18 protein-coding genes are annotated in these 15,055 nt (G+C 52.8%); 10 read left to right on the top strand and 8 right to left on the bottom strand.

Annotation, left to right across the window (positions count from 1 at the left end; genetic code table 11):
- Nucleotides 1-26: 26 nt before the first annotated feature.
- Complete coding sequence (locus ACXKZD_RS21800) at nt 27-548, bottom strand: GNAT family N-acetyltransferase (RefSeq protein WP_033760635.1); 522 nt, start codon at nt 546-548, stop codon at nt 27-29.
- A gap of 109 nt (nt 549-657) precedes the next feature.
- On the bottom strand, nt 658-1,332 hold the full coding sequence (locus ACXKZD_RS21795) for an SOS response-associated peptidase family protein (protein ID WP_488982321.1): 675 nt from the start codon (nt 1,330-1,332) through the stop codon (nt 658-660).
- A 31-nt stretch (nt 1,333-1,363) separates the two neighbouring features.
- Here ACXKZD_RS21795 and ACXKZD_RS21790 point away from each other — a divergent pair, with 31 nt between their 5' ends.
- On the top strand, nt 1,364-1,900 hold the full coding sequence (locus tag ACXKZD_RS21790; RefSeq protein WP_488982320.1) for a hypothetical protein: 537 nt from the start codon (nt 1,364-1,366) through the stop codon (nt 1,898-1,900).
- A 525-nt stretch (nt 1,901-2,425) separates the two neighbouring features.
- Here the strand turns inward: ACXKZD_RS21790 and ACXKZD_RS21785 are convergent.
- Complete coding sequence (locus ACXKZD_RS21785) at nt 2,426-2,842, bottom strand: cell envelope integrity TolA C-terminal domain-containing protein (protein WP_033743904.1); 417 nt, start codon at nt 2,840-2,842, stop codon at nt 2,426-2,428.
- 337 nt (nt 2,843-3,179) lie between these two features.
- Between ACXKZD_RS21785 and ACXKZD_RS21780 the strand changes: the two genes are divergently transcribed.
- Entirely contained in the window at nt 3,180-3,425 is a 246-nt protein-coding gene (locus tag ACXKZD_RS21780; protein ID WP_010247005.1) for a ParD-like family protein, read from the top strand.
- Nucleotides 3,422-4,207 carry a type I methionyl aminopeptidase gene (gene map, locus ACXKZD_RS21775; RefSeq protein WP_010247003.1) on the top strand — a complete coding sequence of 262 codons (786 nt, stop codon included), beginning with the start codon at nt 3,422-3,424 and terminating at the stop codon, nt 4,205-4,207. The genes ACXKZD_RS21780 and map overlap by 4 nt, the downstream gene beginning before the upstream one ends.
- 36 nt (nt 4,208-4,243) lie before the next feature.
- Here map and ACXKZD_RS21770 read toward each other — a convergent pair whose 3' ends face one another.
- Nucleotides 4,244-5,338 carry a sensor domain-containing diguanylate cyclase gene (locus ACXKZD_RS21770; RefSeq protein ID WP_022624410.1) on the bottom strand — a complete coding sequence of 365 codons (1,095 nt, stop codon included), beginning with the start codon at nt 5,336-5,338 and terminating at the stop codon, nt 4,244-4,246.
- 202 nt (nt 5,339-5,540) lie between these two features.
- Entirely contained in the window at nt 5,541-5,849 is a 309-nt protein-coding gene (locus ACXKZD_RS21765) for a hypothetical protein (RefSeq protein WP_010247001.1), read from the bottom strand.
- A 230-nt stretch (nt 5,850-6,079) separates the two neighbouring features.
- Here ACXKZD_RS21765 and ACXKZD_RS21760 point away from each other — a divergent pair, with 230 nt between their 5' ends.
- From ACXKZD_RS21760 to ACXKZD_RS21750, 3 genes are all read left to right on the top strand, one after another.
- Entirely contained in the window at nt 6,080-6,304 is a 225-nt protein-coding gene (locus ACXKZD_RS21760; RefSeq protein WP_010670434.1) for a hypothetical protein, read from the top strand.
- Nucleotides 6,305-6,306: 2 nt separating this feature from the next.
- Nucleotides 6,307-6,549, top strand: a complete 243-nt coding sequence (locus ACXKZD_RS21755; RefSeq protein WP_022624412.1) for a hypothetical protein — start codon at nt 6,307-6,309, stop codon at nt 6,547-6,549.
- Nucleotides 6,550-6,642: 93 nt separating this feature from the next.
- Entirely contained in the window at nt 6,643-7,329 is a 687-nt protein-coding gene (locus ACXKZD_RS21750; protein ID WP_033760640.1) for a RipA family octameric membrane protein, read from the top strand.
- Nucleotides 7,330-7,549: 220 nt separating this feature from the next.
- On the opposite strand, the gene ACXKZD_RS21745 is transcribed toward ACXKZD_RS21750, so the two are convergent.
- On the bottom strand, nt 7,550-8,599 hold the full coding sequence (locus ACXKZD_RS21745) for an NAD(P)-dependent alcohol dehydrogenase (RefSeq protein WP_163799827.1): 1,050 nt from the start codon (nt 8,597-8,599) through the stop codon (nt 7,550-7,552).
- Nucleotides 8,600-8,710: 111 nt separating this feature from the next.
- On the opposite strand from ACXKZD_RS21745, the gene ACXKZD_RS21740 reads away from it, so the two are divergent.
- Nucleotides 8,711-9,103, top strand: a complete 393-nt coding sequence (locus tag ACXKZD_RS21740) for a winged helix-turn-helix transcriptional regulator (RefSeq protein WP_033768861.1) — start codon at nt 8,711-8,713, stop codon at nt 9,101-9,103.
- Nucleotides 9,104-9,132: 29 nt separating this feature from the next.
- Here the strand turns inward: ACXKZD_RS21740 and ACXKZD_RS21735 are convergent, their stop codons facing one another.
- Nucleotides 9,133-9,954: a Cof-type HAD-IIB family hydrolase gene (locus ACXKZD_RS21735; RefSeq protein WP_139016403.1), complete on the bottom strand. Its 822-nt coding sequence runs from the start codon at nt 9,952-9,954 to the stop codon at nt 9,133-9,135.
- Between the two features lie 255 nt (nt 9,955-10,209).
- Here ACXKZD_RS21735 and ACXKZD_RS21730 point away from each other — a divergent pair, with 255 nt between their 5' ends.
- Both ACXKZD_RS21730 and ACXKZD_RS21725 read left to right on the top strand, forming a co-directional pair.
- Nucleotides 10,210-11,472 carry a DUF1479 domain-containing protein gene (locus ACXKZD_RS21730; RefSeq protein ID WP_488982319.1) on the top strand — a complete coding sequence of 421 codons (1,263 nt, stop codon included), beginning with the start codon at nt 10,210-10,212 and terminating at the stop codon, nt 11,470-11,472.
- Nucleotides 11,473-11,547: 75 nt separating this feature from the next.
- Nucleotides 11,548-12,297: a DeoR/GlpR family DNA-binding transcription regulator gene (locus tag ACXKZD_RS21725; protein ID WP_061902137.1), complete on the top strand. Its 750-nt coding sequence runs from the start codon at nt 11,548-11,550 to the stop codon at nt 12,295-12,297.
- Here the strand turns inward: ACXKZD_RS21725 and ACXKZD_RS21720 are convergent.
- Nucleotides 12,294-13,313 (bottom strand): LacI family DNA-binding transcriptional regulator, encoded by a 1,020-nt coding sequence (locus tag ACXKZD_RS21720; protein WP_488982318.1) that lies wholly within the window; start codon nt 13,311-13,313, stop codon nt 12,294-12,296. The genes ACXKZD_RS21725 and ACXKZD_RS21720 overlap by 4 nt on opposite strands.
- Nucleotides 13,314-13,569: 256 nt before the next feature.
- On the opposite strand from ACXKZD_RS21720, the gene ascF reads away from it, so the two are divergent.
- Nucleotides 13,570-15,036, top strand: a complete 1,467-nt coding sequence (gene ascF, locus ACXKZD_RS21715; RefSeq protein WP_488982317.1) for a PTS cellobiose/arbutin/salicin transporter subunit IIBC — start codon at nt 13,570-13,572, stop codon at nt 15,034-15,036.
- The last annotated feature ends 19 nt before the right edge of the window (nt 15,037-15,055 follow it).

The following is a 15,055-nucleotide window of genomic DNA, read 5'->3' as shown; positions in this document are numbered from 1 at the left end:
TACTGACAGGACAGGATATATCCTCCTCACCCCCGTTTTTGATTCCATTCATCCTGACTCAGGGTAAACAGCATGCTTGCGGGCGCATTTTCCAAATCATAAATATCCCGGGTATGACGAAGTCCGGCCTTAATCAGAACCTTTTGTGAAGCCAGATGATTCGCTCTTACGACTGCAGAAATTTCAGCCAGTTTTATCTCTTCGAACCCATAACTAACTGCATAGTTCGCAAATTCCGTCGCCAGTCCTTTCCCCCAGGATTCCGGAGAGAAACGATATCCCAGATTATTGATCGTGATATCGGCAAAGCTTCTGATGCTCAATCCCCCAAAACCGATGATTCTTTCTGGATTATCCTGAAGCGAGATAGCCCAACTGCCGAAGCCATTCAATTCCCAGTGACGGATAGAGCGCGATAGCACTTCCCGTGAATGATGGATATCCGGATGAGGGCCCGCGGGATTAAACGTATTCGTCGCAGGGTCGCCGTAGATCCTGTAAAGATCATCGGCATCTGATGGGGTGACTGGCCGAAGAAACAACCGCATAGTGTCTTGCTGCAAAATAAACGCTCTCAGATTAAGAAACGAGTGATCCTGTTTTTATAACGGGAAACGGTGCGGGAAACTATGTAAATCTCTCACCTCATCAGTCTGTTCAGTCAGGCTTGATCTCTTTAATAAGCGCTTCACCCTGATTGTGGATGTTGCCGACTTTGGCTGTAACAGGATGCCAGGTAAAGTCCTTTTCCGGCAATGCGGCTTCATGTGCAATTTCCTGAGCACGGTCCGACGTGGTTTCGGCACTGAGCCATTCGCGTACAGCATCCGCACTTAAAACCAGCGGGCGTCGGTCATGGATATCAACCATGCCTTTATTGCTCGCTGCCGTTACGATAACAAAACCCTCATGCCCATGATCCTTACCATAAGGAGCGTTGCCGATAGCGGCGAAGAACAGCGGTTCTTTCTCTTTGTGGTAGATAAAGTAAGGCTGTTTTTTGTCGCCCTCTCGCTTCCATTCATACCAGCCATTGGCAGGAACAATGGCGCGACCATGCTCCCACAGCGGTTTGAACATGCGTCCCGTCGCAGCGGTTTCACCACGCGCATTGATAAGCGGTTGTTTGTCCCACCACTCCGGACCGTAACCCCAGTAAACCGGATCAAAGTGCAGTTCATTATCCCGCTCATTGAGCAAGAACACTTTGGTGCCTGGCGCTACGTTAAAGCGGTCTATGGGCTCTGGGTCATAAATAATTTCATCGGGCTTCAGCCTCAGGGATGCAAAGTAATCGTCTCTGCTGCTGTACTGCGCAAACCGTCCACACATGGGGACCTCCTCTCATAAGGATAGCGCAGCGTTGAACGAGTTAAATAAATCTAAAAAAATTGTTCTTCTGGCTGAAGATATCGTGATTTTTGACGAGAACATGATTAATGAATATGAAAAAACTGGAGCAGTAATGAAGGGAATTATTTTAAGTCTGGCTATGGCGTCACTGATTGCTGCCTCGTTTACAGCTGATGCGCGCGGCCATCGTGGTGGGGGTGGGCATAGAAGCTACAGCCATAGTTTTAGTTCAGCTTACTCATCACAAACAACGACACCCAGAATCAAGAAGAGATATTCCAGCAGCAAGCGAACGGCCAGATATGCTACTGCGGGCGTGGCGGGTTATGGCGCATACCAGGCCCATAACTACACGTCATCCTACGTGCGTGAGAAGGGCCGTCAGGCCGCAAGAAAACCCTCAACGAACAGCTATGACAACCAGTATCCAAATCAGCCCCAGGCTCAGCCAGTTAGCCAGAATATGGCACCGACATGTTCACCCTTATCTATGGTAAGCCAGCCGGGCTATACAAACCTGCCTGTATGCCTGGGCAGTGTTAATTGATTTCAAGCCTTGTAGCGATGAAACGACGATGAATTGATATTTTTCAGGAAGACACATTTTACAGAATGCCACTTACCGCACCCCGGAGAGGTCATATTTTAGTGACTTCGTAGGGACACGAACCTTTAATAATATGAGATATAACTCATGACCATAGTTTTTATACCTGCCCTCATCCCATTACTGATGAGAATTGAGAATGAGAAAGGAAGCCCGCTTACTGAGCAGGAAGTCAGTAGCATCCGTGATAATGCCACAACTATCGAAGTGCCGCGTGATGTTGCTCTCGCCATGGCTGAATGCCGCGGTTACTTCGATATCAACCCTGAAAGTTGCTGGGCTGAATGGAGCTTGTACCGGAGTAAGAGTTTGCTGTCTGTTGCTGACAACGGATAACTGCATCGCGGTGCACAGTTTTAGCAGCCGGTATCTGACGGCATAGCTTCAGAGCAGCACGGTGCCTTATGGGATTGTGAGTTTAGACATTTAAGTGCAACGCTTAACACTTTCCTTAGCTATGTAATCTTATTGCGGAGCAAAATGTATCGGGATTTCATCCTTCATAAAGGCGGGTCTCATTGGAAAAGTGTGGGCATCTGCAGCTTGTTTGATTGCTTTAATTGCAGCAGCGCACAGAGCTGGATCTCCGCCCTGAACGTTGATGCTTACCGGAGGCTCGCCTTCCGGCTGCCTGATCCTTACATCACATGTTTTACCGCGATAATTATCTGCATCGAAAAACCGATATTGTATTGCTGTAACAGCCTGGCAGAGCCAAAGCTGAGTTTCACGCTCTTGAGTTTGCTGTGGTGTCTGAGATTCACACTGACTTTTAATCTCTGACGCGTCGGGAGTCTTAATTCCCTTTTGTCGGATGTGATTTGTGCTCATATGGCATCCTGAAACTGCCAATGCGGCAGTCAAAGCAATTATTCTTTTCATGATTTCATCCCTGATCTTTGCCCATATTTTATACCATTAATTCTACTGACTTAATATCCACAGCCACCAGAACAACCCAGTACTTCATCTGCTCAGTCATCAGCTACGTTTTCAAAAAAAGACAGTGTTTCGGCGCTTTTTCGGCGGGGCTGCCCTACTGTTACCTGGCAATACACACCTCTCTATTATCTATAAATTTTTCTGTTCCGATGGAATGCGTGGCCGTTGGTCAGCATTCTGTACCCTGCTTCAGACGCGCAACAATCTCACCCCTCTTTTCAAACCACGCCGATAACGTTAAGCTATACGAAACATATACGTTTCATATAAGGCTTGCATGGGTATCGTAAAAATCTCCGACCTGATGCATGAGAATCTGCGCATCGCCAGTCAGGCGATGAGCCGCTCAATTAATGCACAGGCAGAACACTGGCTAAAACTCGGTATGCTGGCAGAACTCTATCCACAGCAGACCCAACATCAACTGGCGCAGATGCTAATCCGGCTTGAACTGGAAGGCAGCGCTGATATACGCAATATGCTCCCTAAAGAGAGCCTCACCACACAAGGAGACGTGTCATGAACAGCGTTAAAATTCATACCGCAGCGGAAATCGAAATGGCACGGGCAGCCGGACAGGCTGCGGCTCAGGTGCTGGCGATGATTACACCTCACGTCCGTCCCGGCATCACCACGGAAGAACTGGATGATATCTGTCACGACTTCATCGTGAATGAGCTTAAAGTAACGCCAGCAAACATCGGTTATCACGGTTATACCCGTACCACCTGCACGTCGGTCAATCATGTGGTCTGCCACGGCATCCCGGCCAGCAAAAAACTCAAGGATGGCGATATCGTTAATATCGATGTAGCGATCATCAAAGATGGCTGGTATGGCGATACCAGCCGGATGTACTTTGTCGGCACACCGTCAGTCCGTGCCAAACGTCTGGTGGAGATCACCTATCAGTCGATGGTCGCCGGTATCAAAACCGTCCGTCCTGGCGCGACGCTGGGCGATGTGGGCGCGGCTATCCAGCGTGTCGCTGAATCGGCTGGCTTCTCGGTGGTGCGTGAATATTGCGGTCACGGCGTCGGTGAAATTTACCACACCGATCCACAGGTGCTGCACTACGGCACGCCGGGCGAAGGGATGCCACTGAAAGCAGGCATGATTTTCACTATCGAACCGATGATTAATGCCGGTAAAGCCGGAACCAGCGTGCTGTCAGATGGCTGGACGGTGGTCACCAAAGATCGCTCGCTCTCGGCGCAATGGGAACATACCGTCGCCGTCACCGATGAGGGTTTTGATCTGCTCACGCCCTGGCCTGAAGGCACCGGCGACTACCCGGCGATTTAATCTCTCAGCCTGAGACAGGGGTCTCAGGCTGCATTGTTAACTGCCCCTGACTTCACTCAGCGTTTCCAGCGTGCCGGAATGCCACACCTGCACATCGTTACGTCCGGCGCGCTTGACCTGATACAGCGCCTCATCGGCACATCTCAGCCATTCATGAATTGTCGCCGCATCGCATGCCGGTGCAATCCCGATACTCACCGAGCACTGAAAGGTGGATGACGCCGGCAGCCGCAGCAGGGCAATCCCCTGTCTGATCTGCTCTGCCAGCAACATGATACTGGTTTCATCCGCATCCCGCACAATCACACACAGCTCATCGCCGCCAAAGCGGGCAGGTATATCTTTCAGGCCGACGCTGTCACGCAGTAGTGCCGAGATTTCTGCCAGCAGGAAGTCGCCGGCTTCATGCCCGAAGGTGTCGTTAACCTGTTTGAAGTGATCGACATCCAGCAGCATCAGCCAGGCTTTACCCTCACCTCGCTGTGTACGTAAAAACTCGCTTTCAAGCCGCCGCTCAAAGAGACGTCGGTTAGGTATTTTCAGACCAGGATCCATCAGCGCAATGCGTTCCAGCTCCTGATTCTTCTTTCGCAGACTCAGGGTCAGATTGTGTGAAACCACGCTGAGCGCCAGCAGATAGCCGCTGGCGAGCGGCAGAGTCAGCCAGACGGTGCGGGTAGAGAAAGTCAGCTGCAAAGGCGCTTTTTCGGCTAACCAGGCCAGTAAAAAGGTCAACAGAAAGGCCTGCAGAGCAGACTTCAGCTGAACCCAACCGCCCGCCGAGTAACGATCAGAGATCAGTACCGCCATAATAATAATTGAGGGAAGCGGACTCAGCGCCATGGTTGCCACCCAGAAGCCGCCGAAAGCGGCATCCAGCGTCAGATTCTTACGTTCAAAACCCGTGGGATCGCGCGATCGCAATGCTAGTCTGAAGGCGGCATAGGGCCAGACAAACGCATTAGTAAATAGCAGTGCGCAGAGTTCCAGGCTTTTTCCCATCTCCATCAATACTGACAGAATGGGCAGGAAACAGAGAAAGGTGCCGAGCTGGCGCATCATGAACATGCGGCGCACAAATCGCGTCGATCGGCGCTTCAGCTGAATATCGTCAGGAGTGTAGTAATTCATATGCAGACTGAAGCAGCAACAGGTTATGGCAGTTTATCGGCAATTAATGAATTAAGGTAAACTATTTACAGAATATTCTTATTGCGGGTCGCGAAGGGAATCTAATCAGGCTTTGACTTGTGTGCCTGGGACGATGGCAGTCAGGGAACAATTGCAGTAATGTGAGAAGATACCGCGCGCCATGAATACGCGCGGAGGCTTTTTATCGGCGGCCTTTAACCACTGAGGCAGACCAGTTGAAATCGCTGACTTCGCTGGCGGTCATTGAAGAAGGTTTTTTCTTACGCAGCGGTTTTTTCTTCTCCTTCTCAGCCTGCGCCCTCTCCTTCTCCAGTTTGCTGGTCATGATGATCTGACGAGCTTCACTATTGAATTCTTTCTCTTTTTTGCTATCAGGCTCTTTACCGGTTCGTTGACGGTACTTCTCGGCCAGGCCCTTATAGGTTTGCTCGACGGCCAGTCGTTCATCAGCGTTGAACTGATCAATGGAAATCATCTTTTTATCGTTCATAGCGGCGTGTCCTGTGGCGAGTTATTCCGGCAAGTGTACCGCATTTGCGGTCCGTTAACGCAGGGAATGGCATTAATCCGGTGAGCTGCTGATTCCGTCAGCACACACAGCCCGGTAATTTCTCTGAAACATGCGTTTAGCCCTGTAAAAAATAGGGTTATCTCTTAATATAAAACTAATGTTCATCAGGTTTACTGGCAGTGACCACGTACTGCCGAGGAGCTGAAGGAATGATAAAAGAGACCGATCGCCTGTCACAGGCATTATTACGGCGGCATGGGATTGGCGTTAAACAGAAACGTATACACTTCCGTGGCAGGGATCTGCTGTTTCAGCTGCACAACGCCCGCTATGAGGTGTTCAACGGCGATCGCTGTATTGCAACCGTCGATACCAACAATATCAATGAAGCCATTAAGCAGTTTAAAGCGCTGGACCAGCCTGGGGAGAAATAGCCATGCCAGACTATCGTCTGTTTCAGAAAGAGCAAACAGTCAGAGCCGTGAACACTGAGCGGCAGGATCAGCAGGACGCGTTAATGGCTGATGGCTATAAGATGGTGTGGGACGTGGTGCATGCCGATAACGCCGATGCCGCGCTGCTGCGCTATCAGCAATTGCGTCACGAAGAGGATAATGCTGAGCAGAGTTTCGCAACCGATTCAGTTTCAGGTAGCCTGATGAACCTGATATCCCGCTGAGTCAGTGCGGGGCTGAAGGTATAAAGCCAAAGTTACTGTTAATTCATGCTGTGCTGATTAGAATAAAGGAAATTTCCCTAATACAGGTTTCTGATGAAAATCACCATTCACAAAGAAGATGAGCTGTTTATGCACAACTTCTTTGCTGCGCCATGCCACACCGTTGAAACAGACTCACCACAGGCACAACAGATTCAGCAATCGCTTCAGCTGGCCATCCAGCAAAAAGGTGCAGAGGCCGATGGCGACTGGAAACGTAGCCTGACTTTTCTGATTCTGTTTCTCTTTTTATATGCTGCGCTGGGTGCCTCGCTGACGCTTGACCTCAGCACCACGGGCACGCCTCATAAGAGTATTGAATATGCGCTGGAAGCGATTCCGGTGCTGATCGCTTTCTCCGGCTTCTTCATCTCTATTCTCTATCTGTTCCTGACCCGCGCCAGCGCGCGTAAACAGCGTAACTGGGAAAGGACTATCCTGGTGCTGGAGAAATACTCCATCGGAAATCTGTTTAAAGCGACGCATACCCAAGGCGGTGGTACCAGCAACTACTCCGTGCCCAACCTTTCTATTTCGCTCGCGCTGTTTATCTGCCTGACCTGGCTGGTGATTTATAACTATCTGACGTTTACCACCAGCGGGGTGTTTGGCAGTGTCATCTCCCTGTTTATCAGCACCATGGTTTATGTGATTCTGGATATTCAGCTGCTTAAGCCTTTTACCCATGCTGTTGAGAAAGAAGAAGCGGAAAAGAGCGACACGGATAAAGAGCAGGATTAACTGCACCCCGTAAACGTCAAAACAGATACCCGGTCAATGAGCCGGGTATTTTTTTTTCTAATCAGAACGATCTTGCTGCAAGACCCCTGCTGCACGGAGTTCACTGAGGTGGGTTGATATTAAAGTATTTAAGTATGTTGTAACTATAGGCAGGACTTAATCCTTCGGGTTCAGCCCCTGTAAAAGTCAGACGGCCCGCTTTTAAAGCGGACCGTATTCATCACCAGTGGGTTTTCTGCATATCGATGACAAAACGATATTTCACATCACTGGTCAGCATACGTTCAAAGGCAGTTTCGACCTCTTCACCGGTGATCATCTCAACATCAGCCGTGATGTTGTGCTGACCACAGAAGTCGAGCATCTGCTGCGTCTCCTGAATGCTGCCAATCGATGTGCCACTGATGCTCAGGCGACGAAACACCATCGGTGTCACATTCGGTGACGGATGGGGTTGATCGGGAATGCCCACCAGCACCAGCTGGCCATTGGTTTTCAGCGCACCGAGATAAGGATCAAGGTCGTGTGGTGCAGCGACACAGTCCAGAATGATGTCCAGTGACGCCTGGCAGTCAGCCATTTGTGCGGCGTCTCGCGAGATCACCACGTTCTTAGCGCCGAGCCGGCGTGCATCTTCCCCTTTCGCCGGAGAAGTCGTAAACAGGGTGACTTCTGCGCCCAGCGCGCTGGCCAGTTTAACCGCCATATGGCCCAATCCCCCGAGCCCGACCACACCCACACGATCGCCTGCTTTGACTTTAAAATGCTGCAACGGTGACCAGACGGTCACGCCAGCGCACAGCAGCGGTGCCACCGCATTCAGCGCCAGATTGTCGGGCACCGTGACCACAAAATGCTGGTCGGCGATGACATGCTGCGCATAGCCACCAAATGTCGTATTGCCGGTGTATTTATCCGTACCGTTGTAGGTCGGCGTGAAACCCGCCTCACAATATTGCTCTTCCTGCTGCTGACAGAAATGGCATTTACCGCACGAGTCGACCATCACGCCCACGCCAACCGTATCCCCGGCGGCAAATTTAGTGACGTTGCCGCCCACTGCCACTACGCGTCCGACAATTTCGTGACCGGGAACCAGCGGATAGCGGCTGACTCCCCATTCATTACGGGCCATATGCAGATCGGAGTGACAAACACCGCAGTAAAGAATTTCGATTTTCACATCGTCAGCCTGCAGCTCGCGTAACTCTACCTGGCCTGCCCGCAGCGGCTGGTCTGCCTGGGACGCTATCAGCGCGTTAATTTTCATCTGTTGCCTCTTATCACCTGGTGGTCGTAAAGAAAGCGGTCCACTATAGACATACGGAACCCCATTTGGTAGTAGTTACCTTTTGGTTACCATCATGTCTGGGAAGTCACTATGCCGGTCTGGGTTGAAGGAAAACTTTGCTTTTATGCGGATTCACCGCCACGCCGCCTGATGGAACTCTTTTCGGTGAAGTGGAGCACGATGGTGCTGCATGCGCTCTATCACTGGCCGGAAAATCGGGCACGCACGGGTGAACTGGAGCGTAGCCTGCAGGGTATTTCGAAGAAGATGCTGATTCAGACGCTGCGTGAGCTGGAGCAGCGCGGACTGGTGTCGCGTCAGGTGTGGCAGGTGGTGCCACCAAAAGTGGAATACAGCCTCACGCCGTTGGGGCATACCTTTGCCCAGCCGATTGAGCAGATGTATCAGTGGGGACTGGAGAATCAGGCTGCGCTGGATGAAATGGAACATCACGCGCGCAGCCATCAGGAGAGTGGCGGATAGAAGGCCGCCAGTTCTCACGCAGTGCAGGCTTAATCGAACGGGAATTCGCGCGCCAGCACGCGGGAAATGACATTCAGCGCGCCTTCATCATTGTTGCTCTGCGTCTGATAGCGCGCCACAGCAGCGACCGAATCAGCGGCATTGGCCATTGAGAAACTGAAGCAGGCCTGACGCAGCATCTCAATATCATTGGCGCTGTCACCAATTGCCAGCACTTCGCAATCGCTGATGCCCCACTTTTCCTGCAGCAACGCAATGCCATGAGCCTTATGACAGCCGGGAATAATGAGATCAATAAAGCCAAAACCGCTGGATACCGGATGCATGATGTTTTCCAGCTCGCCCAGACGGGAATGCAGTCTTTGCAGCAGTGCATCCACCCCTTCGTGCTCCAGCTTCAGCGAGAATTTGAAAATGGTGTCGTCGATGGCATAGAGGTCATCGCGTTTTTCCAGCCGGTGATAGTGGTTTGCAAGCATTGCCATCACCTCATCAGAGGTGGATGAATGCATATAGGCGCCGTTGCGTCCACAGACCACGACCGCGATGTCAGGTTCATGCGCCAGGATATCGAGGATCTTATGCACTTTCTCCTGAGCTAACTCTCCGCAGAAGATCTCTTCATTACAGTCAGAAACCCATGCGCCATTTTCCGCCACGAAAGCGATCTCATCTTTGATGTCGGGAAAATAGCGCTGCAGCTGGTAATACTGATTACCACTGGCCACCACAAAACGGATGCCCTTCTGCTTCAGCAGCGCATACTGACGTGAAAACCGCTGAACGTTGTACTGCTTATTGTCGTCCAGAAAGGTGCCGTCCATATCCACCGCAATCATCTTAACCGCCATCTCGCCTGCCCCTATACGTTCGCCGTTCTGTCCTTTCGGCTGATTGATTTGATTCATAAAGCTTACTCGCTGTGTGGATTAATGAGAATGCAAATAGTGACTTTGCTAACGGCTTTCAGAGCGTTCCGGTTCCGGAGTTGTGTTATCACGCACGTTTTTTTTCGTTAAAAGGATGTTAACCTCAGTCGAATATTACGAATGAAGGTTATTTTAATTACATTCGTAACTCAACCCCCAGATATTCAGGAGCACGAGATGCGTGAAGATTCCCGATCAACCCCTTTACCTGACGACGTCAAAACCGCTATTCGCGAGATGAAACAGCAGTTACGTCAACAGATTGGTGATGTCGATGCCCTTTTCCGTCAGGTTTGCGACAACATCACTGCTGCGATTGCTGAAGCAAAAGCAGATGAAAAGCGCACGGGCAGTGCCTGGCCGGTAGTGCCCATGCAGGACATTGCAGCGGGAAAGGTTTCGGATGAAACCCGGGCGCTGATTAAACGTCGCGGCTGTGTGGTAATTAAGCAGCACTTCGCGCGTGAGCAGGCGCTGGCATGGGATAAGTCGATGCTCGACTATCTGGATCACAACCGGTTTGACGAACACTATCGCGGCCCCGGCGATGACTTTTTTGGATCGCTGGCCGCCTCCCGCCCCGAAATCTATCCGATTTACTGGTCACAGGCGCAAATGCAGGCGCGGCAGAGCGCGGCAATGGCTGACGCGCAATCTTTTCTGAACCGGTTATGGAAGTCTGAATCACCGGGAAAGCAGTGGTTTGACCCGGATGTCAGCGTTATCTATCCCGATCGCATCCGTCGCCGCTTGCCGGGCACCACCTCGAAGGGATTAGGCGCCCATACCGATTCCGGCGCGCTGGAACGCTGGTTACTCCCCGCGTATCAGCAGGTTTTCAGTAAGCTGTTTCACGGTGATTTTGCCGCTTACGACCCCTGGGATGCAGCTCACCGCACCGAAGTGGATGAGTATGATCTGCCGGGTACCACCAAATGTTCCGTGTTCCGGACCTTTCAGGGCTGGACCGCACTCTCCGATATGATCCCCGGTCAGGGCCTGCTGCACGTGGTGCCGGTGCCGCAGGCGATGGCCTATGTTCTGCTGCGCCCGCTGCTTTCAGACGTACCTGAAGATGAACTGTGCGGCGTCGCGCCGGGCCGGGTGTTGCCTGTTAATGAACAGTGGCATCCGCACCTGATTGCAGGACTCTGTTCGATACCGGCCTTAGAGGCGGGCGATTCGGTATGGTGGCACTGTGATGTGATCCACGCCGTTGCACCGGTTGAAGATCAGCAGGGCTGGGGCAATGTGATGTATATCCCCGCTGCACCTATGTGTGACAAAAACTGCGCCTATGCCCGGCGGGTTGCACAGGCCCTGGAGCAGGGACGTTCACCGGGAGATTTTCCGCCAGAAGATTATGAAACAGAGTGGGGCCAGCGTTTTACGCTGCAGGATCTCAATCTTAACGGACGCCGGTCGCTGGATTTGTCCTGATCCCAATCCCGCGTTGTACACCAGCGCGGGATATCCCTGTTACACTGGAGCTTCTTTTTTCTGCGAAACGCAATTATGAACCCGCGACATCATCAGATTATTCAACTGGTTAATAGCCGGGGCAGCGTAACGGTCAGCGAACTGGCGCAGCTTACCGGGGTTTCTGAAGTGACGGTGCGGCAGGATCTCACGCTGCTGGAACGCGACCGGTTGCTGCGGCGGGTTCACGGTTCCGCGCTGGCGCTGGACAGCGATAACGTCGGCACCCGCATGAATACCCGCTATCCCATCAAGCAGGCGTTGGCACGACATGCGGCCAGCCTGGTTCAGGCGGGTGAATCGGTCTTCATCGAAGGCGGCAGCACCAATGCGCTGCTGGCGCGTGCGCTGGCTGACCGCGCCGATCTTACGCTGATTACCGTCAGTCACTATATTGCCCAGCTTCTTCGGGAAGCCACCTGTGAGGTGATTGTGCTCGGTGGCCTGCTGCAGAAAAGCAGTGAGTCAGTAGTCGGCCCGCTGACGCGGTATTCCATCCAGCAGGTTCATTTTCACCGGGCATTTGTTGGCGTGGATGGCTGGCATCCGGAGACCGGTTTTACCGGCCGCAACATGCTGCGCTGTGATGTGGTGGATGCCGTGCTGGCGAAAGGCGCTGAGAGCTATGCCCTGACCGACGCCTCCAAGTTTGGTCAGATTCACCCCTATCCGCTTTCATCCGGTTATCAGGTCGGGCACGTGATTACCGATGAGACGCTGGATGCGGCGACGGTAGCGCAGCTCAGGGAACAGGCGATAGAGGTGATACAGATCGCCGCAGGTTAAGCAGAACGGCCGGGGCCTTTAGTAACGGAGTCCCGCATCATCAGGCTGGCCGTGAAGGGTGCCTGAGTATGCCAGTCTCCGCCATCCAGCATGTTCAGCAGGCGGTTAATCGTCTCATCGATCATCTCGGTGACCGGCAGTTTCATGCTGGATAACGACGGCGTGATGAAGGGCGCCAGCGGAATATCATCGAAGCCAATCACCGAAACCTGCCCGGGTACCGCGATGTTGCATTCAGTCAGACGTTTGATGGCACCAATCGCCATCTCATCATTACTCGCCACCAGCGCGCTGAATGTCACCCTGCGTTCCAGCAGCTGGTCCACGGCCGCCATACCGCTCTGCGCCGTCCATTTACCGGTCACGATTCGCCGGGAATCGGCTTCAATGCCCTGTGCGGCCAGCGCAGCGTGATAGCCGGAAAGTCGCTCGACGCCGGTCGGCGAATCGAGCGAACCGGTGATAAACGCGATCTCACGATGCCCCTGATTCAGCAGATAGCTCACCGCCGTGGCGCTGCTGGCGTGCTGATCGCTGTAAATGCAGTAGCTATGGTTGACGCGCAGCCGCCGGTTGATCACCAGTATCGGCTGTTTGTGCCGGGAGATAATCGCATCCAGTGCGTCAATGCTCAGGAAGCGCGGATAGATAATGATGCCGTCACAGCGCAGATCGAGCAGAAACTGAATCGCCGCCTCTTCCTGCTCAGCGGTGTGTTTGCCGTCCGCCAGAATCAGCTGGCGGCCCTGCTGCTCCAGTATGCGCGCGGAGTGTGCCATTAGTTCAGTGAAGTAGCTGCCGCTGTAGAGCGTATTGGTGATCACCAGTCCAATGGTCTGAGACGTTTTTGTCGCCAGGTTGCGCGCCAGCAGATTGGGCCGGTATCCGGTTTCGGCAATCGCCTTCAGTACTTTTTCGCGCTTTTCCTGCCCGACATAGCCATTGCCTGAGAGCACACGTGACACTGTCGCTTTTGAGACGCCCGCCCTGTTTGCCACTTCCTGAATCGTTGCCATGGTGATGCTCCTTTGCTGCGTCGTCCTGCAGTCTACCTAAGCCTCTCAATGTTGGAAATATTTACCCCGCCCTTGCGCGAAGTTACCTGGCAGCATCAGGTGATGGAGTTCACAAAAAAGAGATCTGGATGATTTTGGCGCTTGTCGGCGCAGTGAAAGCACTTCATGATTTTGTGAAACCGGTTTCCTATTTGCCTGCCCGCAGGCGCAAAAACATAAAAACTTTGACCGATTTACCCTACAGAGAAGAGCGATCATGCCCAGAAATTATGCCGAGGTGTCACGCGCCATCGTTGATGCGCTAGGCGGCCTCACCAATATCGAAGCCGTAACCCACTGCATGACCCGCCTGCGGTTTGTGTTGAAAGATGAAGCTCAGGTCGACTATCCCCGGCTCAAGGCGATCAATGGCGTTATGGGCGTGGTGCACAACGACACTCAGTGCCAGGTGATCATTGGTAACAACGTTTCACAGGCTTATCAGGCGGTGCTGGAGCTGGGATCGCCCGCAGCGACATCGACTGCACCCGTAAAACGTAAAATCACGCTGCGAGGCATCGGTGCAGGTATTCTTGATGCGCTGGTGGGCACCATGTCGCCGCTGATTCCGGCCATTATTGGCGGGTCAATGGTTAAGCTGCTGGCGATGATCCTGGATATGGCGGGCGTGTTTGAGAAAGGCTCATCAACGCTGGTCATCCTCAACGTGATTGGCGATGGCGCATTCTTCTTCCTGCCGATCATGGTGGCCGCCTCTGCGGCGCTGAAATTCAAAACGAACATGTCGCTGGCGATCGCCATTGCCGGTGTACTGGTTCATCCCAACTTTGTTGAACTGATGGCGAAAGCGGCACAGGGTCAGGCGGTGGAATTTGCTTACATCCCGGTGACCGCGGTGAAATATACCTATACGGTGATCCCGGCGCTGGTGATGACCTGGATCCTGTCGCACATTGAGCGCGGCGTAGATCGTATTACCCCTGCCGTCACTAAAAACTTCCTGAAACCGATGCTGATTGTGCTGATTGCGGCACCCATCGCGATTGTGCTGATCGGTCCGATTGGCATCTGGATCGGCAGCGGCATCTCTGCGCTGGTCTACACCGTGCATGGCTATCTTGGCTGGCTTTCCGTCGCGATTATGGGCGCAATCTGGCCGCTACTGGTGATGACCGGAATGCATCGGGTGTTCACCCCCACCATCATCCAGACCATTGCCGAAACCGGCAAAGAGGGCATGGTGATGCCGTCAGAGATTGGCGCCAACCTTTCGCTGGGAGGATCGTCGCTGGCGGTGGCGTTCCGGACCAAAAACCGTGAACTGCGCCAGACCGCGCTGGCAGCGGCGGCATCAGCGATTATTGCCGGCATTTCAGAACCGGCGCTCTATGGCGTTGCGGTCCGCTTAAAACGACCGCTGATCGCCTGTCTGATCAGTGGTTTTATCTGTGGCGCGGTAGCAGGCATTGGCGGGCTGGCCAGCCACTCCATGGCCTCTCCTGGCCTGTTTACCAGCGTACAGTTCTTCGATCCCACCAATCCCATGAGTATTGTCTGGGTCGGTGCGGTCATGGTGTTGTCTGTGGTGCTGTCATTTGTGCTGACGCTGCTGTTAGGTTTTGAAGATATTCCTGAAACCCAACCCGAAACCAACACCGCACCCGAAAGCGCAACGCAACCTGCGCCCGTTACCGAACGCGCTAACGCGATTAATAGCCACTAAAGGAAAGGGTCACGCTGAC

This window comes from Pantoea sp. ABR1s (assembly GCF_057812235.1).
This window is presented reverse-complemented; position numbering and strand designations above follow the sequence as displayed.

Coding starts and splice junctions, on each gene's coding strand:
- ACXKZD_RS21795 (WP_488982321.1), bottom strand. CDS start 1,332: ATGTGTGGACGGTTTGCGCAGTACAGCAGCAGAGACGATTACTTTGCA.
- ACXKZD_RS21735 (WP_139016403.1), bottom strand. CDS start 9,954: ATGGCGGTTAAGATGATTGCGGTGGATATGGACGGCACCTTTCTGGAC.
- ACXKZD_RS21800 (WP_033760635.1), bottom strand. CDS start 548: ATGCGGTTGTTTCTTCGGCCAGTCACCCCATCAGATGCCGATGATCTT.
- ACXKZD_RS21725 (WP_061902137.1), top strand. CDS start 11,548: ATGAACCCGCGACATCATCAGATTATTCAACTGGTTAATAGCCGGGGC.
- ACXKZD_RS21720 (WP_488982318.1), bottom strand. CDS start 13,313: ATGGCAACGATTCAGGAAGTGGCAAACAGGGCGGGCGTCTCAAAAGCG.
- ACXKZD_RS21770 (WP_022624410.1), bottom strand. CDS start 5,338: ATGAATTACTACACTCCTGACGATATTCAGCTGAAGCGCCGATCGACG.
- ascF (WP_488982317.1), top strand. CDS start 13,570: ATGCCCAGAAATTATGCCGAGGTGTCACGCGCCATCGTTGATGCGCTA.
- ACXKZD_RS21745 (WP_163799827.1), bottom strand. CDS start 8,599: ATGAAAATTAACGCGCTGATAGCGTCCCAGGCAGACCAGCCGCTGCGG.
- ACXKZD_RS21740 (WP_033768861.1), top strand. CDS start 8,711: ATGCCGGTCTGGGTTGAAGGAAAACTTTGCTTTTATGCGGATTCACCG.
- map (WP_010247003.1), top strand. CDS start 3,422: ATGAACAGCGTTAAAATTCATACCGCAGCGGAAATCGAAATGGCACGG.
- ACXKZD_RS21780 (WP_010247005.1), top strand. CDS start 3,180: ATGGGTATCGTAAAAATCTCCGACCTGATGCATGAGAATCTGCGCATC.
- ACXKZD_RS21730 (WP_488982319.1), top strand. CDS start 10,210: ATGCGTGAAGATTCCCGATCAACCCCTTTACCTGACGACGTCAAAACC.
- ACXKZD_RS21785 (WP_033743904.1), bottom strand. CDS start 2,842: ATGAAAAGAATAATTGCTTTGACTGCCGCATTGGCAGTTTCAGGATGC.
- ACXKZD_RS21765 (WP_010247001.1), bottom strand. CDS start 5,849: ATGAACGATAAAAAGATGATTTCCATTGATCAGTTCAACGCTGATGAA.
- ACXKZD_RS21755 (WP_022624412.1), top strand. CDS start 6,307: ATGCCAGACTATCGTCTGTTTCAGAAAGAGCAAACAGTCAGAGCCGTG.
- ACXKZD_RS21760 (WP_010670434.1), top strand. CDS start 6,080: ATGATAAAAGAGACCGATCGCCTGTCACAGGCATTATTACGGCGGCAT.
- ACXKZD_RS21750 (WP_033760640.1), top strand. CDS start 6,643: ATGAAAATCACCATTCACAAAGAAGATGAGCTGTTTATGCACAACTTC.